The following is a 21398-nucleotide window of genomic DNA, read 5'->3' as shown; positions in this document are numbered from 1 at the left end:
GTACTGCAGGGGGGACCCTGTGGGAGAGTAGGACGCCGCCGAACAACTATTACAGTGAAGCCCCCTGACCTCCGGTCAGGGGGCTTCACTGCGTTGTGCCGTTGTACGCTCCGCAGGTGGAGACGAACGCGGCGGGCTACCGTCGGTCGACCGGATCGCCGCGTGGCGAGGCCCGGAGGCTCGAACTGCTGGCGCTGGTCACCGACGATCTCGCGGTGAACGGGCTGGTCGACTTCTCGTTGCGCCGGGCCGCGCGGGCGGCCGGGACGACGCACAAGGTGCTGCTCTACCACTTCGACGGGGTGGAGGATCTACTGCGTCAGGCCGTGGCCAGGCTCCGGCAGCGGCGGATCGATCTGGCGATGACCGCCGTGACGGAGGGCCCCGCGGAAGCGTCCCTGGCCGACCGCATCCGGGTGGTGTGGCCGATGCTGATGGCGGAGGAGGCCGGCCTGGCGCGGGTGTTGGACCAGGCGATGGGCCTGGCGATGTACGACCCGGCCCGTTACCGCGATCTCGGGCGCCACGCGTCCGAGCAGTACCTGCCGATCCTGGTCGGTCTCTGTCCGCCGCAGTGGCCGGAGCGCCGCAAGCGGGGTGTCGCGGAGATGATCCTCGGCACCCTGCGCGGGTTCCTGCTGGAGCGGCTGATCAGTGGGGAAGAGGACGGTGTGGCGGCCGGTTTCGAGGCGTTGCTGCGCGCCCTCGAACACGAGGAGGCGTCCTGAGGGTGGGCCACCTGTGGGCCATCTGTCTCAGACGGTGTAGCCGCCGTCCACGGCGAGCGTCGTGCCGGTGACGTAGCGGCCGCCGGGGCCGGCGAGGAACGCGACGGCTGCGGCGATGTCCTCGGCCTGGCCGTAGTGGCCGAGGGCGGTGAGGGAGCGCTGGAAGTCGGCGGTGCCGCCGTCGCCGGGGTTCATGTCGGTGTCGATCGGGCCCGGGTCCACGATGGTGGCGTTGACACCGCGCGGTCCCAACTCGCGGGCCAGCCCCTTGGTCAGCCCGACGAGGGCGGACTTGGCCGTCGCCTGCAGGACGAAGTTCGCTCCCGGGACGCGTCCGTTGAAGCACGATCCGATGCTGATGATGCGGCCTCCGTCGCCCATGTGCCGGGCGGCCGCCTGGGCCGTGAGGAAGACCGACCGCACGTCGACGGCGAGTACCCGGTCCAGCTCCTCGGCCGTCACCTCAGACAGGGGGCCCGTAGGTGAGGAACCCCGCGTTGTTGACCACGATGTCGATCCGGCCGAGCTCCCGCACGGTCGTCTCGACCGCCTCCACCGCGGCCTCGGGTCGGGTGAGGTCGGCCTGGACGACCAAGGCCCGTCCGCCCTCCGCCTCGATCTGCTTCGCTACTGCGCGGGCCTGGTCCGCCGACTGGACGTAGGTCAGCGCGACCGCCGCCCCCTCCCGCGCCAGCCGCCTCGCGACCGCCGCGCCGATGCCTCGGCTCCCGCCGGTCACCAGGGCCACCTTGCCGGTCAGTTCACTCATCGCCGCAACCTCCGGTTCTCGGGTTCCTCGGTGTGGTCCCGCCTCTGGCACGGTAGGAGCTGACACAGGTGTGAGGTTCAAGTCGGAACAACGGCATGGGCAATGGGGGGCGTGGCATGCGTATCGGTGAACTGGCGCGGCGCAGCGGGGTCAGTGAGAGGTCCCTGCGCTACTACGAGACGCAGGGCCTGCTGCCGGCGGAGCGGACCCCCGGCGGTCAGCGGGAGTACGGGGACTGGGCCGTCGACCGCGTCGTGCGGATCCAGACGCTCTACGCGGCGGGGTTGAACAGCCGGAAGATCGCCCAGTTGCTGCCCTGCCTGAAGGACCTGGACGGGCGGCCGAGCGCGTCGGCGACGCCGCAGCTGGTCGCGGAGCTGAGCAGCGAGCGCGAACGGATCAACGGGCTGATTGCCGATCTGGTGCTCTCGCGGGACGTGCTGGACGAGGTGATCGCCTTGGCGGCCGGCATGGACGCAAAGTGAACCATATGGTTCACTCAATGGTGCAGGCGAATCCGGTCGGGTCGACGTGGAGGTCGACATGCGCGTATCGGTTCAGCGGGAGCGGGTTCGGTTCGACAGCGGCGGCGCGCACTGCGCGGCCTGGCACTACCCCGGTCGCGGCCCCGGTCGCAACGGCGCCTGCGTGGTGATGGCGGGCGGGTTCGCGGTTCCCAAGGAGCCCGGGACGGACCGGTTCGCCCGGCGCTTCCAGGAGGCCGGATTCGATGTGCTGGCCTTCGACTTCCGGGGGCTGGGTGAGAGCGGGCCGGGTGAGCGCGCGGACGGGGACACCGGGTGCCCGGTGCTGACGCCGCGCGGGCAGGTGGCGGACTGGCGGGCGGCGCTCGCGTACGCGCGCACGCTGCCGGGGGTGAATCCCGCCAGGCTCGCGCTCTGGTCCTTCTCGGCCACGGGCGGTCAGTTGCTGGAGGTTGCCGCGGTCGAGCCGGGCGTCGCGGCGGTGGTGGCGCAGTCGCCGGGCTTCGGTGGGCGGGCGGCGTCGATGAACGCCGCGCGGTATCAGCAGCCGTGGGCGATGGCTCGAGTCATGGCGCGGGGTCTGGCCGACGAGGTGGGGTCGTGGTTCGGGCGGCCGCCGCGTCCGGTGCGGTTGGCGGGGAGGCGCGGGGAGGTCGTCGTGCTCACGACGCCGGACGGCGGGGTGCGGCCCAGCCCGCTCGACCCGGACGGTCGGTACCCGGCCTGGCATCAGGAGGTGGCGGCGCGGTCCGCTCTGCGACTGGTCACCTACAGCCCGGGTCGCCACGCAGGACGGGTGCGCTGCCCGGTGCTGTTCGTCGTCTGCGACGGGGACCGGTCGGCTCCGCCCGGGGAGGCGATCAAGGCGGCGGCCCGTACTCCGCGGGCCGAGGTGGTCCACCTGCCGGGCGGGCACTATGCGCCGTTCCAGGATGCCCACGAGCAGGCCGTCGAGGCCGAACTGGCTTTCCTGCGGCGCCACGTGGGCGCGGCGGTCAGCCCAGCACGCCCGTGAGGACCCGGCTCAGCAGGGCGGCGAAGCGGTCGTCCTCGGCCGATTCCACCGGCTCCACCGATTCCACCGGCTCCACCGATTCCACCGGCTCCACCGGTGAGGCGGCGAACAGTGCGGCGATCCGGGGGTGGCGCCCGGCGGTGGCCACGTGGTGCAGGTAGGCGGCGTGGCGGGCGGCGGCCGCATCGGTGGTGGCGAGCTCGTGCTGGACGAACTGCGCCGTGACGGCGTTCATCAGCGCGAAGGCCTCGACCTTGCGAGCTGGTGACGCCGAGTGGAGGGCCAGGGCCTCGAGGACGTGCTCCAGCACGTCCACCCCGTGCGGGCCCAGGGAGGGCCTGGTGACGACGAGGGCGGGCAGCCAGGGGTGCCGCCGCATGATCGCGCGGGCCTGCGCGGCGACGTCGAGCAGATCGGACAGCCAGACGCCGGAGGGCGGGCGCAGCTCGTACTCGGCGGCGGCGCTGTCCGTCATCAGGTCGAGCAGGTCGTCGCGGGTGGCGACGTAGCGGTAGAGCGAGGCGGCGCCGGTGCCGAGGGCAGCGGCGACGCGGCGCATGGAGACGGCGTCCAAGCCCTCGCGGTCGGCCAGCTCGACCGCCGCGGCCGTGATCTCCGCGCGGCTGCGTTCGGCGGGGCGGCCGACGCCGGCCTGTTCGGGACGCATCCAGATCACCGGCTGTTCCTCTGCTGCCACGGACGACCACCCTCCTCGTTGCGGCCAAGCCTATCTTTCGCATACAGTGTTCGCGAACGATGATTGCGAACACTGTATGCGAATGCAAGGAGGCAGCTCTGATGACGCGCTACGCCCGCAACGGTGACGTGCAGCTCGCCTACGAGGACCTCGGTGGTGCGGGGGGCGAACCGCTGTTGCTGGTGATGGGCCTCGGGACATCCCGCTTCTGGTGGCCGAACGGCCTCGTCGAGGAACTGGTGCGGCGCGACTTCCATGTCGTCGCCTACGACCAGCGCGACGCTGGGCAGTCGACGCACCTGCCCGACGCGCCCGGCGGCTCGCCGTTCGCGGCGCTCATGCGGCGCAGCGCGCCGGCCTACAGCGCCGAGGATCAGACCGATGACGCCGTCGCGGTCCTCGACGCCATGGGCTGGGGTCGGGCCCACCTGTTCGGGCACTCGCTCGGCGGCGCGATCGTGCAGCGCGTCGCCGTCCGGCATCCGGGCCGGGTGCGCACCGTGACCACCTCGGGCGCCGTCCCGGGCGATGCGAAGGGGCTGCGGCTACTGCGCTACGTCCGCCTGGCGCGGACCATGGCGTTCACCCGGTTGCGGCATCCGGACACGCCGGAGGGCAACCTGGCCATGGCGGTCGCCGTCGCCCGGCTGCTGGCCTCGCCGAGCCAGGAGCTCGGGGTGTGGGACGTCCGCGAGTTCGTCGAGCGGGAGGCCGAACACGGGCTGCGCAGCTTCCGCGACCCCAGGGCGGAGAGCCGCCAGGTCGGTGCGAAGTGGAACGGAGGCCCGCTCGCCCGGATCACCGCGCCGACGCTGGTCCTCCACGGCGAGGACGACCCACTGCTGCGGGTCGCCGCGGCGCGCGACATCGCCGCGGCGGTTCCGGGCGCCCGGCTGCGCATCGTGCCCGGTGTCGGCCACTTCCTCGCCCGTGACGCCTGGCCTGTCTACGCGGCCGAGCTCCGCGCCCTCGCGGACCGCGCGGCTGATGGCGAGCTCGCGCGCGGCTGATTTCGGCGCACGGGTGATTTCGGCGCGGTGCACGCCCGAGGGGAGCTACCCGGCCCGCACGGGCCCCGGGGTCGCCGTCCGCGTCAGCAGGCCCGTGAGGGCTGCGGTGGCCTGCACCGCCGTTACGGTCAGCAGCGCCGCCAGGAGGGAGCGCGTGGCCAGGAGACCGGCCAGAGGTGCACCGACGGCGTACGCAGTGGGGCTCCCGAGGTGAAGACCTGGCCGCGCAGTTGCTCCGGCGCCTCCCGGTGGCGGATGGCGAAAAGGGCCGTCAGCTGCGGGCCCTCGGCGGCGCCGATCAGTGCCACGGCGGGGATGACGAGGAACGGTGTGCCGGTCGCGGCCAGGAGCGCCCCCACAGCGAGGAAGGCCGGACTGAGGCCGATCACGGTGTCGGGGCGGAGCGAGGTGGGCTTCCGCATCAGCAGCGCGTTGGCGGCGATCCCGGCGAGGGCCACGACAGAGAGCAGGTACGCCCCGCGCGTTGCGCCGCCGAGAGCATGGCTACCCAGGAAGGGGCAGCAGGTGACGAACATGCCTTCGCCGAGGGAGGACGTCACCGTGACGAGGGTCGCTCGGCGCAGGGGCCGGTTGCCGGTGATGGCACGGAAGCCGGCTACGAGATCGGTTGCCGGGCGTGCCCGGAACGGAATCGTCGGGTGCCTTCGATCGGGCAGCCTCACGGCTGCCGGGATGGCCAGGCCGATCAGTGCCGCCGAGACGATCACGGCGGCGCAGGCGCCGACGAGTTCGGCGACAAACCCGGCGAGTGCGGGCCCGATGAGCCCGGCGACGTCGTAGGTCATCGCGTCCAGGGCCATGGCCCGGGGCAGCGACCGCGCACCGGCGACCATCGGCAGCTGGGAGGTCCAGCCGCCGGACAGCGCCGGGCCGAGCAGCCCCGCCGGCAAGGCGATCGCGAGAACCATCGGCAGTGGCAGGACACCGAGCCCGGCCAGCATCAGCACCAGCGCCGCAGCGAAGGCTGCCAGCGCTCCGGCCAGGAGCCGCCCGGGCCGCCGCGAGCGGTCGAGCAGGATCCCGAACACCGGCGCGCCGATCATGGCCGAGACCAGAACGGTGCCGAGCAACGCTGACGCGGACGCGGCTGAACGGGTGATCGCGAGGCCGGCCAGCAGAAGGGCCGGTCCGCCCATCGAGTCGCCGGTCCGAGCCGCTACCGCCCCGGCCAGATACCGTCTCGTGCCGTCTTCCAGTTCCACCGTCGGCACGCTACCCAGGTAACGCAAAACCTTGAAAGATGCGTTACATTCGCCGGGTGCCAGCCCACGCCGACGACCGGTCCGAGCGGCACAGCCCTGCCGCGAACGCGCGGCGCACCGCAGCACTCGTGAACGCCCTGACCTGTGAGGCTGCCGAAATTCCGGAACTCGCGGCGATTCTGCGGGACTTCGGCGAGGTCGAGCCGATCACGCTGACCCAGGAGGACCTCCTGGCCATGCGGGACGCCGCCGGACAGCTCCGTGAGGTCTTCGCCGCCGACGACGTCGAGGCCGCTGCGCTGTCGCTGAACCGTCTCCTCGCCGCCCACACCGGACCGCTGCGCCTGACGACGCACCACGGGACGGCCCCGATCCATCCCCACCTGGACGGCAGTGACGACGCACCCTGGCCCGAGTGGTTTCTCGCCACGTCGTGCATGGCGCTGGCCGTCCTGCTGTGGCAGCGGCAGTGCTCTCCCGGCGGGGTCTGTGCTTCGTCCTCCTGCCGACGGGTGTTCATCGCCCAGGGAACCGGCGTCGTGCAGCGCTACTGCTCACGGCGCTGCGCGACCCGCGAGCGGGTCGCCGCCCACCGCCGCAAGCCGGGGTAGGACACGCCTTCTCTCGCGCCGTCCGCGCGCGCCGTCCGGTCACGAGGGCCGGTCACGAGGGGCGACGTCAGCAGCCGCAGTCGCACCCGTCGCACCCTTCACAGCCGTCGGCGCACTCGCAGCAGTCACAGCAATCGCACGCGTCGCAGCAGTCGAAGTCGCTGCACGGGCCGTGCACGCGGCGGCCGGTGCAGGGGTTCTCGTACTCCTCGCGGCAGCAGGCCTGGCAGGTGCAGCAGAGCACCGCCCACAGGCCGCAGGCCGCGAGGGGGTTGCGCCGGGTGGGCGGGGGCGGTGGCGGGAACGGGGTGCCGAAGGGGTTCGGGCCCATCGGCGGCGGGGTCCACTGGCCGTTGCGGGCTTCGGTGGTGTGGCCGTCGAGGGTGAGGGACGCGGCGTTGTGGGCGAGCTGGTCGTGGCCCTCGCCGCCGTGAAAGTGGCGGGAGGAGCCGGTCCGGCCCGGCGCGCCCGCGTGGGCGAAGACGCGGTGGACGGCCGCGTCCGTCTCGTGCGCGAGGAGACGGTGGACCAGGGCGCGGTCGGTCAGTTCGACCTCTGCCAGGGCGAGCCGGATGCCGTGGACCGCGTCGCGGCACAGGCGTTCCGCCTCCGTCAGCGAGGTGCCGGTCGCGACCAGCGGGTTCCAGGTGCCTGTGGCCTGATCCTCGCTCAGGTCCTCCACCGAGTCGAGGAGATGGGCCAGACGGCCGAAGTAGCGGCCCACCTCCCGCAACGGGGCGCGGTTGGCGGGGCGGCCCGCGAGGACGGCGGTGTGCTCCAGGGCCAGGGCGGTCGCCTCCTCGGTGGGGGCGGTCACCAGCAGGACCGACGAGCCGGGTCCGGCCGCCGCCTCGACCTCCGTCTGCCGCGCCAGCGAGGCGAACAGGCCCTCGGCATCGAAGCCCAGAGCGGCCCCCGCCGCCCCGCTGTGGCGCCGCCACCGCTCCGCGACGCCGCCCGCGGCCACGGCGATCGGGCGCCGCGCGAAGAGACCGTCGGCGTCGTCGACGTGGTCGCGCATCTTCGCGGAGGCCAGTGCGAGTGAGACCGCGGCGGCCAGCCGGGCCCCCTCGCCGCGTGCGACGGTCGCGGTCCGCAGGCCCCGAAGCGGGCAGGGACCGGCCTTGCGGCGTCCCTCCGGGAGGCTCCCCGTCTGGGCCTCGACGAGGACCGAGACGATCAGGCCGTCGTAGTTGGTGGCGGTGCGGGCCAGTTGACCATGGCCGTCGCGCAACGCGAGGCAGAGCCCGCACAGATGGGCCGTCCAGCTTTCCAGGAGCCGCTCGCCCAGCCGGTGCCGGCACGGCCTGATGATTCCGAACACGCCTCGGTCCCCCCGAAGTCGATCTCTGACCATTGATCCTTGATCCCTGACCCTCGACGCCGGCGCCCGACGCAGCGCGGCCCCGAAGAGCGAGCCCACCGTATCGGTCGGGCGGCCGGGTGCGCAGCGTCCCGGTTCCCTCGGGCGGCCCGAGGCGCCGAGTAGGCTGACGTGCAGAACAGACGAAGTCGGAGGCCTGTCCGTGCCGTACCTGACCGTGGCCGGACCGGGTGTCCACGAGATCGAGATCAAGAAGTCGCGGTTCATCTGCCACCTCGCCCGGGTGGCCGACGAGACGGAGGCGCAGGCCTTCGTCGCCGGGATCCGCAAGCAGTACTGGAACGCCCGGCACAACTGCACCGCTTTCGTCGTCGGCGGCGACACGCGCCGCGAGCGGTCGAACGACGGCGGCGAGCCGGCGGGTACGGCGGGCGCCCCGATGCTGGAGGTGCTGCGCCGACGTGGCGTCACCGACACCGTCGCCGTGGTCACCCGCTACTTCGGCGGTGTGCTGCTGGGAGCCGGCGGGCTGGTCCGCGCCTACGGCGGCTCGGTCGCGGAGGCGCTGGACGCCGTCGGCCTGGTCGAGCGGCGCCCGGTGACACTGCTGTCCGTCCATACCGACCACGTGCGCGCGGGGCGTCTGGAGAACGACCTGCGCGCGGCGGGTCACTCCGTGCGGGGCGTCGTCTACGAGGCGCACGGCGTGGTGGTCGAGGTGGGCGTCCCGGAGGAGTCCGTCGACGCGTTCGAGGCGTGGCTCGCGGAGACGACCGCGGGCGAGGCCCTGGCCGAGCGCACCGGCACCACGCTGATCGACGTGCCGCTGTCGCAAGGGCGCAAGGGCGCAAGGGCGCAAGGGCCTGAGGGCCTGAGGGCGTAGGGGCGGCGGAACAAAACCCGTCGGATGCCTGTCCCCGCACGGGTCCGCGTTCTACCGTGTGCCCCATGGACAGCGAGGCGTCGCAACCGCCGCCGGAGGACGTGCTGGTCCTCCTGGCACACCCGTTCGGTGACACCTGGACCACGCTGGCCGACTGGATGGAGCGCGGCCCCGGCCCGCGTCCCCTGCTGCGGCCGGTCAAGGCCCGTGCCCGGTCGACCGGCGAGGACCTGCCGCTGTCGGTCGTCCCGCCGCGTTACCGCAACGACGGGGCGGCACGGCTGGCCATCGAGCGGGGCGAGCTGACGGACCCGTGGGCGGAGGCCGACCGGTCGCGTGAGTTGTAGGAACCCTCCAGGGATCACCGGCTCGACTCGCTGCCTTTCCCCGGCATTGCTCCTGCCCTGCCCGTGCCAGGCTTCACCTGGGCGTATACGGAGGAGTCGGCCGGACGATGATCTTCTCGTGCGCTTCCCATAAAGAACCGCACGAAGGGAGACCTGCCATGGCACGGGAGCTGGTCGAGGTCGCGATCACGGGGATGGGCGCCAGCACGCCGCTCGGCGGCGATGTCGCGTCGACGTGGGCGGCGATGCTCGAAGGACGGTCGGGGGTGGCCGTGCTGCAGGAGGAGTGGGCGCGGGAGCTGCCGGTGCGGCTCGCGGCGCGGCTGGCCGTGGACCCGGCACAGGTGCTGCCGCGCGTCGAGGCACGCAAGCTCGACCGGTGCGAGCAATTGGCACTGGTGACGGCCCGTGAGGCGTGGGCGGACGCGGGGCGTCCCGAGGTGGCTCCGGAACGGCTCGCGGTGGTGATCGGCACCGGGACGGGCGGCGTCGGTTCGCTGCTGGCGCAGGACGACGCGCTGGAGCGGCACGGCGCGCGGAAGGTCTCGCCGTACGTGGTGACGCAGATGATGGCCAACGGTCCGGCGGCCTGGGTCAGCATGGACCTCGGGGCGCGCGGCGGTGCCCGCACGCCGGTGAGCGCCTGCAGTTCCGGAGCGGAGGCGATCGCGATGGGGCTGGACCTGATCCGTCTCGGCCGCGCGGACGTGGTGGTGGCGGGCGGCACCGAGGCGTGCGTCGAGGCGCTGCCGATGGCGGGTTTCGCGCAGATGACGGCGCTGTCCAAGCGGGAGGACGACCCGCAGGGGGCGTCACGTCCCTTCGACGCGGACCGGGACGGGTTCGTGCTCGGCGAGGGGGCGGCCCTCGTGGTGCTGGAGCGTGCCGACCGCGCGCGCGAACGCGGTGCCCGCGTGTACGCGCACCTCGCCGGGGCGGGCATCACCTCCAGCGCGCTCCACATCACCGCCTCCGACGCGGACGGGCAGCAGCGCGCCATCCGCCAGGCGCTGGCCGACGCCGACGTGGACCCGCTGGACGTAGGAGTGGTCCACGCGCACGCCACCTCCACCCCCGCAGGCGACGTCGTGGAGGCGGCCGTGATCGCCGAGACCATCGGACTTCACGCCGTCGTCACCGCGACGAAATCGATGACCGGACACCTGCTCGGCGCCTCCGGCGCGCTGGGCGCGGTGGTGACGGCGCTGGCCCTCCACGAGGGTGTGACGCCGCCGGTCCGCAACCTGGAGCGCGTCGACCCGGAGGTGAAGCTCGACCTGGTCAGCGGCTCGCCGCGGCGCGGGACGTGGCGGGCGGGGCTGGCGAACTCCTACGGTTTCGGCGGCCACAACGTGAGCCTGGTCCTCACCGGCGTGTGAACTGCACCACTCGGAGGCCCGGTTAACCTGCTGTTCACAAACGGGCAACAGCCGGGAAATTGCGTCCTGTGAATCTCCTACCCAAGCGAAGGACGTAACTCCCCAGTGAAGCGGAGCGACGCCGAGCGCCACAGCATCGTTCCCACCCGCCCGTTTCACTGCGAGGACACGCCCGTGAGCTTCAAGGCTGAGTACATCTGGATCGACGGCACCGAGCCGACCGCCGAGCTCCGCTCGAAGACGAAGGTCCTCGCCGACGGCGCCGAGCCGGGCGTGTGGGGCTTCGACGGCTCCTCCACCAACCAGGCCGAGGGCCACGCCTCGGACCGCGTGCTCCAGCCGGTGTTCACCTGTCCGGACCCGATCCGCGGCGGCGACAACATCCTCGTCCTGTGCGAGGTGCTGAACATCGACGGCAGCGCCCACGAGACCAACCACCGCGCCGCGCTGCGCACGGTCGCCGAGCGCTTCGACGCGCAGGAGTCGATCTTCGGCATCGAGCAGGAGTACACCTTCCTGACCGAGGACGGCCGTCCGCTGGGCTTCCCGGAGGGCGGCTTCCCGGCCCCGCAGGGCCCGTACTACTGCGGCGTCGGCGCCGGCAAGGTCGTCGGCCGCGAGATCGTCGAGAAGCACCTCGACGCCTGCATGGAGGCCGGTCTGGCCATCTGCGGCATCAACGCCGAGGTCATGCCCGGTCAGTGGGAGTTCCAGATCGGCCCGGTCGGCCCGCTCGAGGTCTCCGACCACATGTGGGTCGCCCGCTGGCTGCTGCACCGCATCGCCGAGGACTACAACGTCGTCGTCTCCCTGGACGCCAAGCCGGCCAAGGGCGACTGGAACGGCGCGGGCGCGCACACCAACTTCTCCACCAAGGCCATGCGTGAGGGCTACGACGCCATCATCACCGCCTGTGAGTCGCTGGGCGCGTCGCAGGACATCGTCATGGAGCACGTCACCCAGTACGGCTCGGGTGTCGAGGAGCGTCTCACCGGCAAGCACGAGACCGCCCCGTGGAACGTCTACACCTACGGTGTGTCCAACCGTGGCGCCTCGGTCCGCATCCCGTGGCAGGTCGAGGTCGACAAGAAGGGCTACATCGAGGACCGTCGCCCGAACGCGAACGTCGACCCCTACGTCGTCACCCGCCTGCTGGTGAACACCTGCTGCTCCGCCCTGGAGAAGGCCGGCCAGGTCTGATCGGCGCCGCGTTCCCGTACCTCTCCGCGCGCCCTCCGGTTCCCGTACCGGAGGGCGCGCGGCGTTTCCGTCTCCGTCGCGGCGGGGGTCGTGAAAGCATCGACGGATGATCGAGTCTGAGGACCTGGTGGACGGACGCCTGCTGAAGGTGACGACCTCCTGGCACCACTATCCGGAGATCGAGCCCTCCCTGCTGCACATGTGGCTGCACGTGGACGGCCTTGGCCCGGTCCGCTTCCACACGCCGGGCAGCGGGCTGTCCATGGAGCTCGACGAGCCTCACGGCCCGTACGACATGGACGAATTCGGCCACACCACGGTCGAGGACGACCTCCCCGCGTTTCCGATGACCCGTTTCGTCGGGCAGCGGATCCTCTCCGCCCCGGAGATCCGGTACCGCAGCGAGCACCTCGACTTCGCCATCGGAGTGGCCCTGCGGTTCGAGAGCGGGACCGTCCGCGTCCTCAACCTCGGCGACGAGATCGTCGTGGCGGACGACGACGAGCACCTGGGCCCGGTGGAGGAGCACCTGCGGTGACGGAGGTCGAGGTGTTCCTGGTCGGCCGGGAGAACGCGGTCTCAGGCCTCGGTGAGGTAGGTGCCGTGACCCTGGACGACCAGGGGGCCGTCGAAGACGAGGACCTCGTTGACGAGGCCGCCCTTCTGGTTGCGGTAGTGGATGACCAGGCAGTCGACTCCGACGTAGCTGCCGATGAGCTCGAAGCGCAGGTCGGGGACGTGTGTCAGGGCCTCGGTCCAGTACGCGCGCAGCGCGGCCTTGCCGCGGACCACGCCGTCGCCGCCCAGGACCCGCGTGGCGACGGGGGAGGTGAAGACGACGTCCTCCGCGAAGTGGGCGAGCACGGCCTCGACGTCGTGGGCGTTCCAGGCGGAGAGCCAGGCGTGGACGAAGTTCTCGGGGTTCTCAAGATCCATGACCGCATTATGTGACAGCCGGTCGGCTGGACTTGTCCGCCGACCGACGGGTGGACGGCCGGGCGGACTGTCGCTCCACGGCGCTGAACTGCGGTTTGCCGCACAGCCGTTCGGAGGGGTGGGCCCGCCGGGCGGGGGTTGGGGGCGCGGACGGCCGACTAAGTGAGTGGCTTCATGCGTGACATGTGCAATGGTACTGAGCCGTTCGATGCTCAGCCCCTGCCCATGCCCACATCGAAGGGACTCACCTTGATCTCGCACGGACTCGGGCGGTTCGCCGCCCGGCTCGTCGGTGTCGCCCTCGCCGCCACCGCGCTGACCGGTACGGTCGGCGCCGCAGCCCCCGTGGCCACCGCAGCCCCGGCGGCCGACGCCCACCCCGCAGCCGATGGCTGGATCCAGACCCACGGCGACTGGGTACAGATCCAGCCAGGCCGCCCGCACGCCGCGCTGGACGCGCGGACGGCCGCAGCGGACGCCGCGTCAGCCACGCCGCGCCCGCAGGGAACGCGGCCGATTGTGGTCGTCAACAACGACCAGCCCAACCTGGTCTACCGAGGCGGTCAGGACTCCGTCGGGGTCACCTCCGGGCCGCCCAGGGTCTTCATCGTCTACTGGGGTTCCCAGTGGGGCAAGGCCGCCAAGGACGCGAACGGGTACACCACCCTGTCCCGTGACCCCGACCAGGCCGCCCCCTACCAGCAGGCCTTCTTCAAGGGCCTGGGCACCGGCGTCGACGCCGGCCCGCACAGCTGGAGCGGGGTGATGACGCAGTACTGCGAGAACGTCAACGTCGGCGCCGCCGGCTGCCCGGCCGGAGGCGCCCGGGTCGGGATGCCGCACGGGGACGCGCTCGGGGGCGTCTGGGTCGACAACGCCGCGCCCTCCCCGCAGGCCGCCACCGAGCCGCAGATCGCCGCCGAGGCCGCGGCCGCGGCCAAGCACTTCGGCAACACGACCGCGGCGAGCAACCGGAACGTCCAGTACGTCGTCACCACCGCGCAGGGCGTGGATCCGGACCACTGGCACGAGTTGAACAGCTGGTGCGCCTGGCACACCTTCGAGCGGTCCAGCTACGGCACTCTCGCGTACACGATCATGCCGTACCTGACCGACTACAAGTACTGCGGCACCAACTGGATCAACCCCGGCCCGCGCGGCCGCCTGGACGGCTGGAGCCTGCTCGGCGGGCACGAGTACGCCGAGACGATCACCGACCAGAACGCGATGGGCGGCTGGATCGACCCGGCGGGCCAGGAGGACGGCGACAAGTGCGCCTGGATCACCGAGGGCACGCCTGGCGGGTTGTTCGACCTGCACCTGGGCACCGGTGACTTCGCCGTGCAGACGACCTGGTCGAACGACCAGCACACCTGCTCCGGCGACCACCCCGTGCTCGCGAACAAGCCGCTCGTCGTCAGCACGCTGTGCGACCGCACCGTGCGCCCCGGACAGGCCGTCTCCGTGCCGGTCCTGGCGACGGACCGGATCGGCCGGCCCGGCCTGCGCTACCGCGCCCAGGGCCTGCCGCGCGGGCTGGTCGTCGACGCTACCACCGGCCGTGTCAGCGGCCGCAGTTCGGCGCTCGGCACGCACCTGGTCACCGTGACGGTGCGCGACCGCGCCGGTGACACGGCGTCAACCCGCGTCCGGCTGACGGTGGCGCGCGACGGGGCGACGGGCTGCGCCGGGATCGAGCAGGCCGTCGACCCGGGCTTCGAGGTGCCGACGGACGCCAAGGGCAACTACCCGGGCTGGTGGAGCCAGTCCGCGCCCGGCATCATCACGCAGGCGACCACCTACGCTCCGCGCTCCGGCAAGGGTTACGCATGGCTCGGCCACAGCGCCGCCGCCGACGACACCCTCAGCCAGGGGATCGAGACGACGCCCGGCTACACCCGCGCCTCGTTCTCCTTCTGGCTCCACGTCGCCTCGACCAACACCGCTGGCGCGATCCAGCAACGGGACACGCTCACGCTCGAGTTGGACGACCAGTACAGCGGTCGTCCGATCGCCGTCCTGCACACCTGGACCAACCTGGACGCCTCGGGCGGCTACGTTCCGGTGAGCTTCGACCTGACGCCGGCGGTGGCGGCGGAGTTCGGCTCCACGGTGATCGTGAAGTTCACCGCGCACGAGGCGGACGGCGCCAGGACGGCCTTCCTGGTGGACGACGCCTCCTTCCGCCTCGGCTGAGGGGGAGCGAATCGCCTACGCCGCGCGCGTAGACGACTGACCGTTCGTTCGGCGGGGCGCCGGCCACTCGGGGTCGACGGAAACGGCACCGTCCGTTTCCGAAGGATCAGGACATGACAACTGTGGCCGGTGCGACGGAATGCGAGAGGTGTTGACACCCCGTCAGGTGCATGCAAATCTCATCGGCGATGTGACGGCGTCCGCACAACTCCGCCGCGAAGCACATGAGTTCATTGCACCTTCTTCACTTCTGACCTGTCCGCGTTCCGGGGCCACCGCGCCCCGCCTCGATCTCCCGGGCACCTGCCCGGGAGCCCGGTCGCGTCCGCGCCCGGGACGGCGTCACCGGCTCTAAGGAGACCACCATGAAGAAGATCACCGTGCGCAAGGCCGGCACCGTTCGGCTGACCTCGGCCGCGTCCGCCTGCTACTGCGGCGGCGGCCCCGTCCTCGCCTGACATTGCGTCAATCCCAGGTGAGCCAGAGCTGAGACCGGTCCGGGCCGCCCGTAATGCGGCCCGGACCGGGGCACTTGGAGCCGACCCTCGACAAGGTGGCAGGTGGTTGTCCGTGGACGGAACCGCGGTGGATCTGGACAGGCCCTTGAGACTTTACCCCCTGACCTTCCTGGAGGAGGGTGAGGAGGTCACCGTCGGCCGGGCCGACATCGACAGCTACGGCCTCTTCCCGGCGGACGGCGCCGCGCTGCTGCGCCGGCTGGAGGCGGGGGAGAGCCCCAACGAGGCCGCGCGCTGGTACGAGGCGCAGTACGGCGAGAGCGTCGACATGCTGGAGTTCCTCGAAGTCCTGGAGGAGTTCGAGCTGCTGGTGCCGGAGGGCGAGCAGGTCGCCGAGGCGCCGGTGATCCGCTGGCGGCGTCTGGCCCAGGCGGTCTTCTCCTGGCCCGCCTGGACGTTGTACGCGGTGGTGACCATCGCCGGGGTCGCGGTCATGTCGCTCGACTCCCACGTCACCCCGCAGTACCAGAACCTCTTCTTCACCACCTCCTCGCTGGTCGCGCTGACGGCGGGGAACGTCCTCGGCCAGCTCCCGTGGATCCTGCTGCACGAGGGCGCGCACGCGCTCGCCGGGCGCAGGCTCGGGCTCAACTCCACGCTGCGGATCGGCCGCCGCTTCTACTACCTGGTCTTCCTCACCTCCCTGGACGGGCTCGTCGCGGTGCCGCGCCGCAAGCGGTACCTGCCGATGCTGTCTGGCATGGGCGTCGACGTCGTCGTGGTCTGCGGGCTGAGCCTCGCCGCCGCGCCGCTGGTGACCCACGCCGGGGCGGCGGGACTGGCCGGGCGTTTCCTGCTGGCCATGGCCTTCGGCACGCTGATGCGGCTGGCCTGGCAGTTCTACTTCTTCCTCCGCACCGACCTGTACTTCCTGGCCACCACGGTGCTCGGCTGCAACGACCTGCAGACCGTCTCGCGGCAACTGCTGCAGAACCGGGTCCGGACGCTGCTCGGCCGACGCGAGGGCATGGTCGACCCGGAGACCTGGACCCCGCGGGACCGCAGCGTCGCCCGCTGGTACGTCTGGCTGATGGTGGGCGGCTACACGCTGCTGACCGTGCTGGCCTTCACCGTGATGCTGCCCGCCGCGATCCGCATCACCGAGCTCGCGCTGCACAAGCTGGTGCGGGACACCTCGGTCCTCAACGTCACCGACGTGTGCGTGTTCCTGGTGCTGAACTTCGGCGAGCTGGCCCTCGCGGGGTACCTCGCGTTCCGCGGCCGACGCCGTCGTGGCGCGGACCAGGCCGCCTCCGTCGCGGAACCCGCCTCCGTCTGACCGCACCACCCGCGCATCCTCGGCCGCCCTCGCCCCCAGGGAGATTCGCATGAACCAGTCCCCGCGTCCGCACTACTGGCTCCGGGGCGGGCTGCGCCGGGACCGCAGCCGGGCGCTGCTCGGGCTCGGCATCTCGCTCGACGCGCCCGACACCCTCGTCGTGGACGCCCACCGGCGACTGCGCGGCCCGTTCACCGCGGCCGGCACGCTCGCCCGCGCCCTGGTCCCCGGTGTGCTGCCCCGTGACCGCGCCCTCGTCGAGCGTTACGACATCGAACTGTTGTCGGCTGCACCGGAGTTGCACAGCCTCGTGCCCAACTCCCGGGAGACCCTCACCTCGATGGCGATCCCGGCGGAACGCACCCGCTACTACGCCCGGTTGCGGACCGTGCGGATCGGCAACGGCCTGGTCGAGTTCGTCCGCGATGCCGCGGCGGGCGAGGGTCTGCGCACCGTGGTGGTCGAGCAGGTGGACCAGGCCGACCCGACCGACCTGGAGTTCGTGGCCAACCTGGTCCGCCGGGTCGACCCCGCGCGGCTCCAGGTCGTGGTCTGCATGCCGCAGCAGGCGCCCGACGACGCGGCCCTGCTCGACGTCCTGCGCGAACACGCCGTCCTGGTCGAGGTCGCCGCCGCGTCCGAGACCACGGTGCTGGACCCGGTCGCCTACGTGATGGCCGACTGCGTCAGCGACGAGCCGGCCGACCTCGCCGCGTACCTCGCCCTCGACCCCGCCGACCGGGCGGCGCTGCACGACCGGCGCGCCGAGCAGATCGAGGCGCTGGACCAGGAGTCGCTGCGCGTCGGCGCGCTCGCCCACCACCGCGAGCACGGCGGCGACCCGGCCGAGGCCGGCGTGCGGGCCGTCTTCCACGCCATGGACCACTGTCTCTGCCTCGGCTTCTACGCGGCCTGCGTCGAGTACGGGCAGCGCGGTCTGGCACTCGTCGACGGCATCGCCGGGGCCGACCCGGCCGCCGGCGCCGGCGCCGGGCACGACCGGTGGTGGTCCTTCGCCAAGGGGACGACGCTCGCTCTCTCCATCCTCGGGCGCACGGAGGAGGCCGAGCTGATGGACGACCAGGCCCGGCTGCGCTCCACCAAGCCCGGCGTCCACATGAACGCGGCCTACAACACGGCCATGCTCTACACCCGCCACAACGATCCCGAGCGCCGCGACCAGCGCAAGGCCAAGTCCTGGCTGAACGCCGCCATCGCGACCGCCTCGCTGATCGAGGACCCGCACGAGCGGGCGTTCCAGAGCGCCTTCTACCGCAACGGCCTGGCGCTGGTGGAGGTCAACCTCGGCGCGCCGCAGGAGGCGCTGCGCCTGGTCGACGAGTGCATCGAGATGCTCGACCGGCTGCTGCCCGACGACTCCCACGTGCTGCACCGCTCCGTGCTGAAGAACAACCGCGCCCGGGTCTACCTCGCCCTCGGCCGCCTCGACGACGCGCTCGCCGACTACGAGGTGGTGATCCGCGAGGACCCCAACCACGCCGAGCACCACCTCGAACGCGGCACGATCCTGCGCCGTCTCGGCCGCACGGAGGAGGCGCTCGCCGACTACGCCCGCGCGCTGCGGCTCTCGCCGCCCTTCCCCGAGATCTACTACAATCGCGGCGACCTGCGGTTCGGCGAGGGCGACGTGGAGGGAGCGCTGGCCGACTTCAGCTACGTCCTGGACCTGCAGCCCGACTTCGTCGACGCCTACGTCAACCGGGCCGGACTGCTGCTGGACGCGGGCGAGTCGGAGGCGGCCCGCGAGGACGCGGTGGCCGGCCTGCGCCACGACCCGGAGAACCCCTACCTGCACGCCGTCCTCGGCCAGTACCACGTCGAGGCGGAGGACCTCCCCGCCGCCCGCGCCTGTTTCGACCGCGCCCTGAAGGCCGACCCGGACCTGGTCACCGCCCTCTCCGGCCGCGCGGGTGTCGCCTACGCGGCGGGCGACCTGGCCCTGGCCACCGAGGACCTCGCCCGTGCCGTCACCCTCGACCCCCAGGACGCGGCCCTGCGCTACAACCTCGCCCTGGTCCACCGCGACGCCGGCCGCCCCGCCGAGGCCCTCGCGGAGCTGCGCCGCGCCGCCGAGCAGGCACCGGAGGACGAGGACATCGCCCAGGAGCTCGCCGCCCTGAGCTGAGCCGGGCCGGCCGGCCCAGGCGGGTCGAGCGGCGTCAGGGCGACGGGTGCGCGGCGAAGAAGGACCAGAACACCGCGGTGGCGTTCAGTGCCTTCGAGGGTGTGTCGAGGCCGAGCACGTGCTGGATCACCGGTCGGTCGGGGGAACCCGGCCACTGGTGGCCCGCGCCCGTGATCGTGATCAGCTCCACGGCCCGGCCCTCCGGGCAGGTGGCGAGGGTGGTGGTGACCGCTCCGGCGGTGGTGGTCGTCGGTGGCGTGCAGGAGTCCGTCGCGCGCCAGCCGGCGACCGTCTGCGGCACCGGTGGCCCGTCGATCCGGGCATAGCCCTGGCCCTGGCCGCCCTGGTAGGGGATGTTGTGGTCGGCGGTCCCGTGGATGTGCAGGACGGAGAGCGGCGCCGGGTCGGTGCAAGGGCCGAGCAGGGTGCCCGAGTCGACCCCGATCGCCGCGAACAGGCGGGTGTCGCAGGCCAGTCGGTAGGCCAGCATGCCGCCGTTGGAGATGCCGGTGGCGTAGACGCGGTGCGGGTCGACCGGCACCCGCCGCTCGACGTCGGTCACCGCCGCCGTCACGAACGCGACGTCGTCGGTCCCGTCCTTCGCGGGGGTCCCGCAGCAGCCGCCGCCGGTGTTCCAGGCGTGGTCGATCCCGTCCGGGTAGACCACGACGAACCGGCCGGTGTCGGCCTGGTGGTCCCAGCCGTAGTACTGCTCCGCCCCGGCGGCGCTGCCGAACCCGCCGTGCAGCATCACCACGACGGGAGCCCGCGCCGGCAGCGCCGCCGGCCGGTAGACCCGGTAGTCGCGGCTCACGCCGCCGACACTCAGGTGCACCGTCGAGCTGCCGACCGCGAGTGGTGCCGTCGGCGTCGCGGCCGCCGGGCCACCGTGGGTGCAGGCGGCCAGCAGGCTGAGCAGCAGCGCGACGACGGTCGTGGCCGTCGCGAGCCGGTGGGGTGGACGCGTCACGGCTGACCTCCCGCTCACGCCGCCCGGAAGGCGGCTCCAGGACGCAGTGCAGCAGGGCGGTTTGTGGGTTCTCTGTGGATATGGGCCGGAGTCAGGCGGGGTGGACGAGGATGGCGTAGGTGCGCGCGTAGGAGCCGCCTTCGGCTGGGCGGGGCCAGTCCGCGGCGAGGAGTGCGGCCGACGCGGCGGGGCACTCCTGGCCGTTGACCCGGACCTCGGCGCGCTCGTTGCCCTTCAGCGAGCCGAAGAACAGCTTGACGCCGACCAGTTCGTCCCGGGGCAGGCCCTCCGCCCGCAGCGCCGGGGCGACCAGCGGGAGAAGGTCCTGGTCCGCCGCCCATCGCATGGCCCTCTCGTGCTCCGGCCCCACGCCCCAGCCGACCACACCGCCCTGGACCGCGTGCCAGCCGGGGAAACCGGTCGGGTCCTGCGGAGCGAACCGGGATCCGTGCCAACCGCGTTGCTCCAGCATCTCCAGGAGCGCGGCACCGCTGGTGGAGACCCACATCTCCACCGCGCGGGTGAGCTTCTCCTCGCGGGTGGCGCCGAAGCCGGAGACGCAGTCGGGTATCGAGGTCGCCTCGGGACGGTCGGTGTCCAGGACGACGAGGAGGTCGACGTGCCCCTCGGTGCCCTCGTGCTCGTGGGTGACCATGATCGCCGTGCGGCCCGGTCCGTGCACCCGGTCACCCTGGACCCGCCAGGGCGAACCGCTCCTGGCGTCGAGCCGCTCGGCGAGCTGCCGGAGCACGATCAGCGTCACCGGATCCGGCTCCGGCGCCTGGTCCGCCTTCTTCCTGCCCCACGGTCCCCATCCCATGGGCGCAGACCCTAGCCGATCACCGGTCAGCCGTTCACCCGGTCCAGAACGGCCGTCAGGGCGTCCGGTCGCTGTTCGACCGGCAGGTGGTCGACCAGGAGGAAGGCGCAGCCGAGCGCGGTGGCGCCGGCGTCGGCGGTGAGGTCGTCGCCGACCATCAGCACCTGCTGGGGCGGCAGGCCCAGTGCGTCGCAGGCGACCCGGAACAGCCGCGGGTCCGGCTTCTTCGCGTCGTGCTCGTAGGAGAGCACGACGGCGTCGACCAGCTGCTCGACGCCGTGGTGGCGCAGGACGGTCCGCAGGTCCCAGGCGATGTTGCTGAGCACGGCCACGGGCACGCCGCGACGCCGCAGCTCCTTCAGGACCGTCTCGGTGTCGGGGTAGGGCTGCCAGGACTCGGGGTGCATGTGCCGGTCGTAGAGCGTGTCGGCGAGGCGCGGGTCCGGCAGCGGTGCGGCCAGCTGCGTCAGGCCCGTGAACGCGGCCCGGTGCCGGGCGGGATCGAGGTCCCGCTCCTCCCACACCCCTCGCAGCCGCTCGGGCACCTCTACCGGCGTCGCGCCGCCGGGCAGCGCCCCGGCGCGCTCCAGTCGTGCCGCCAGCGCGGCGGCCTCCGGCTCGGGCAGCTCCACGCCCAGCGCGTCGAGCGCGCCGTCGAGCCAGAGCCGGGTTGAGGCATTGCGGAACAGCGTGCCGGAGAAGTCGAACAGGACACCCTTGATCATCGCCCCATCCTTGCCGAGCCGCCCGTGCCGCTCAACACACTCCCGACATCCTCTCCGTGTCCGCTCGATACCCGCTCGACCGGCGACCCGCCGCCGCGTAGGGTGGCGCGCGCCGCTGACCTGGGGAGGGAGGCCGA

Annotated in this window: 20 protein-coding genes and 1 pseudogene; 13 read left to right on the top strand and 8 right to left on the bottom strand. The window is 72.4% G+C overall.

Annotated features, from left to right (window positions below; translation table 11 throughout):
- Window positions 1–116: 116 nt before the first annotated feature.
- Window positions 117–728 carry a TetR/AcrR family transcriptional regulator gene (locus ABH931_RS36440; RefSeq protein WP_370123464.1) on the top strand — a complete coding sequence of 204 codons (612 nt, stop codon included), beginning with the start codon at window positions 117–119 and terminating at the stop codon, window positions 726–728.
- Between the two features lie 27 nt (window positions 729–755).
- Here the strand turns inward: ABH931_RS36440 and ABH931_RS36435 are convergent.
- A pseudogene (locus ABH931_RS36435) lies at window positions 756–1497 on the bottom strand (SDR family NAD(P)-dependent oxidoreductase).
- A 116-nt stretch (window positions 1498–1613) separates the two neighbouring features.
- On the opposite strand from ABH931_RS36435, the gene ABH931_RS36430 reads away from it, so the two are divergent.
- A complete protein-coding gene (locus tag ABH931_RS36430) occupies window positions 1614–1982 on the top strand; it encodes a MerR family transcriptional regulator (protein WP_370123461.1) in 369 nt (122 codons plus the stop codon).
- Between the two features lie 58 nt (window positions 1983–2040).
- Window positions 2041–2997 carry an alpha/beta hydrolase gene (locus ABH931_RS36425; RefSeq protein ID WP_370123458.1) on the top strand — a complete coding sequence of 319 codons (957 nt, stop codon included), beginning with the start codon at window positions 2041–2043 and terminating at the stop codon, window positions 2995–2997.
- On the opposite strand, the gene ABH931_RS36420 is transcribed toward ABH931_RS36425, so the two are convergent.
- Complete coding sequence (locus ABH931_RS36420) at window positions 2978–3694, bottom strand: TetR/AcrR family transcriptional regulator (protein ID WP_370123455.1); 717 nt, start codon at window positions 3692–3694, stop codon at window positions 2978–2980. The genes ABH931_RS36425 and ABH931_RS36420 overlap by 20 nt on opposite strands.
- A gap of 101 nt (window positions 3695–3795) precedes the next feature.
- Between ABH931_RS36420 and ABH931_RS36415 the strand changes: the two genes are divergently transcribed.
- Complete coding sequence (locus ABH931_RS36415; protein WP_370123452.1) at window positions 3796–4704, top strand: alpha/beta fold hydrolase; 909 nt, start codon at window positions 3796–3798, stop codon at window positions 4702–4704.
- A gap of 128 nt (window positions 4705–4832) precedes the next feature.
- Here the strand turns inward: ABH931_RS36415 and ABH931_RS36410 are convergent, their stop codons facing one another.
- Window positions 4833–5927 (bottom strand): MFS transporter, encoded by a 1095-nt coding sequence (locus ABH931_RS36410; protein ID WP_370123449.1) that lies wholly within the window; start codon window positions 5925–5927, stop codon window positions 4833–4835.
- Window positions 5928–5965: 38 nt separating this feature from the next.
- Here ABH931_RS36410 and ABH931_RS36405 point away from each other — a divergent pair, with 38 nt between their 5' ends.
- A complete protein-coding gene (locus tag ABH931_RS36405) occupies window positions 5966–6538 on the top strand; it encodes a CGNR zinc finger domain-containing protein (protein ID WP_370123446.1) in 573 nt (190 codons plus the stop codon).
- A gap of 67 nt (window positions 6539–6605) precedes the next feature.
- On the opposite strand, the gene ABH931_RS36400 is transcribed toward ABH931_RS36405, so the two are convergent.
- Window positions 6606–7862: a DUF5685 family protein gene (locus tag ABH931_RS36400; RefSeq protein WP_370123443.1), complete on the bottom strand. Its 1257-nt coding sequence runs from the start codon at window positions 7860–7862 to the stop codon at window positions 6606–6608.
- A 196-nt stretch (window positions 7863–8058) separates the two neighbouring features.
- On the opposite strand from ABH931_RS36400, the gene ABH931_RS36395 reads away from it, so the two are divergent.
- From ABH931_RS36395 to ABH931_RS36375, 5 genes are all read left to right on the top strand, one after another.
- The gene (locus ABH931_RS36395) at window positions 8059–8745 is read left to right on the top strand and encodes a YigZ family protein (protein WP_370123472.1); all 687 of its coding nucleotides are present in this window, start codon (window positions 8059–8061) and stop codon (window positions 8743–8745) included.
- Between the two features lie 65 nt (window positions 8746–8810).
- A complete protein-coding gene (locus ABH931_RS36390) occupies window positions 8811–9092 on the top strand; it encodes a hypothetical protein (RefSeq protein WP_370123440.1) in 282 nt (93 codons plus the stop codon).
- Window positions 9093–9250: 158 nt separating this feature from the next.
- Window positions 9251–10471 carry a beta-ketoacyl synthase gene (locus ABH931_RS36385; protein ID WP_370123438.1) on the top strand — a complete coding sequence of 407 codons (1221 nt, stop codon included), beginning with the start codon at window positions 9251–9253 and terminating at the stop codon, window positions 10469–10471.
- Window positions 10472–10645: 174 nt separating this feature from the next.
- On the top strand, window positions 10646–11671 hold the full coding sequence (glnII, locus tag ABH931_RS36380; protein ID WP_370123435.1) for a glutamine synthetase: 1026 nt from the start codon (window positions 10646–10648) through the stop codon (window positions 11669–11671).
- A gap of 106 nt (window positions 11672–11777) precedes the next feature.
- Window positions 11778–12209 (top strand): hypothetical protein, encoded by a 432-nt coding sequence (locus ABH931_RS36375; protein ID WP_370123433.1) that lies wholly within the window; start codon window positions 11778–11780, stop codon window positions 12207–12209.
- 41 nt (window positions 12210–12250) lie between these two features.
- Here ABH931_RS36375 and ABH931_RS36370 read toward each other — a convergent pair whose 3' ends face one another.
- On the bottom strand, window positions 12251–12607 hold the full coding sequence (locus ABH931_RS36370) for a nuclear transport factor 2 family protein (RefSeq protein WP_370123431.1): 357 nt from the start codon (window positions 12605–12607) through the stop codon (window positions 12251–12253).
- Window positions 12608–12856: 249 nt separating this feature from the next.
- Between ABH931_RS36370 and ABH931_RS36365 the strand changes: the two genes are divergently transcribed.
- The 3 genes from ABH931_RS36365 (at window position 12857) to ABH931_RS36355 (ending at window position 18746) form a co-directional block, all read left to right on the top strand.
- Window positions 12857–14803, top strand: a complete 1947-nt coding sequence (locus ABH931_RS36365) for an Ig domain-containing protein (protein WP_370123428.1) — start codon at window positions 12857–12859, stop codon at window positions 14801–14803.
- A 603-nt stretch (window positions 14804–15406) separates the two neighbouring features.
- Complete coding sequence (locus ABH931_RS36360; protein WP_370123425.1) at window positions 15407–16600, top strand: hypothetical protein; 1194 nt, start codon at window positions 15407–15409, stop codon at window positions 16598–16600.
- 49 nt (window positions 16601–16649) lie between these two features.
- Complete coding sequence (locus tag ABH931_RS36355) at window positions 16650–18746, top strand: tetratricopeptide repeat protein (RefSeq protein WP_370123423.1); 2097 nt, start codon at window positions 16650–16652, stop codon at window positions 18744–18746.
- Window positions 18747–18780: 34 nt separating this feature from the next.
- Here the strand turns inward: ABH931_RS36355 and ABH931_RS36350 are convergent, their stop codons facing one another.
- The 3 genes from ABH931_RS36350 to ABH931_RS36340 form a co-directional block, all read right to left on the bottom strand.
- Entirely contained in the window at window positions 18781–19716 is a 936-nt protein-coding gene (locus ABH931_RS36350; protein WP_370123420.1) for a PHB depolymerase family esterase, read from the bottom strand.
- 91 nt (window positions 19717–19807) lie between these two features.
- Window positions 19808–20536 carry a DUF6348 family protein gene (locus tag ABH931_RS36345; protein WP_370123417.1) on the bottom strand — a complete coding sequence of 243 codons (729 nt, stop codon included), beginning with the start codon at window positions 20534–20536 and terminating at the stop codon, window positions 19808–19810.
- 26 nt (window positions 20537–20562) lie between these two features.
- Window positions 20563–21258 (bottom strand): HAD family hydrolase, encoded by a 696-nt coding sequence (locus ABH931_RS36340; protein WP_370123469.1) that lies wholly within the window; start codon window positions 21256–21258, stop codon window positions 20563–20565.
- Between the last annotated feature and the right edge of the window lie 140 nt (window positions 21259–21398).

It is taken from the genome of Streptacidiphilus sp. MAP12-33, assembly GCF_041261265.1.
Classification (GTDB): domain Bacteria; phylum Actinomycetota; class Actinomycetes; order Streptomycetales; family Streptomycetaceae; genus Streptacidiphilus.
Note: the sequence above shows the minus strand (reverse complement) of the source record. Positions and strands in the feature narration are given on the sequence as shown.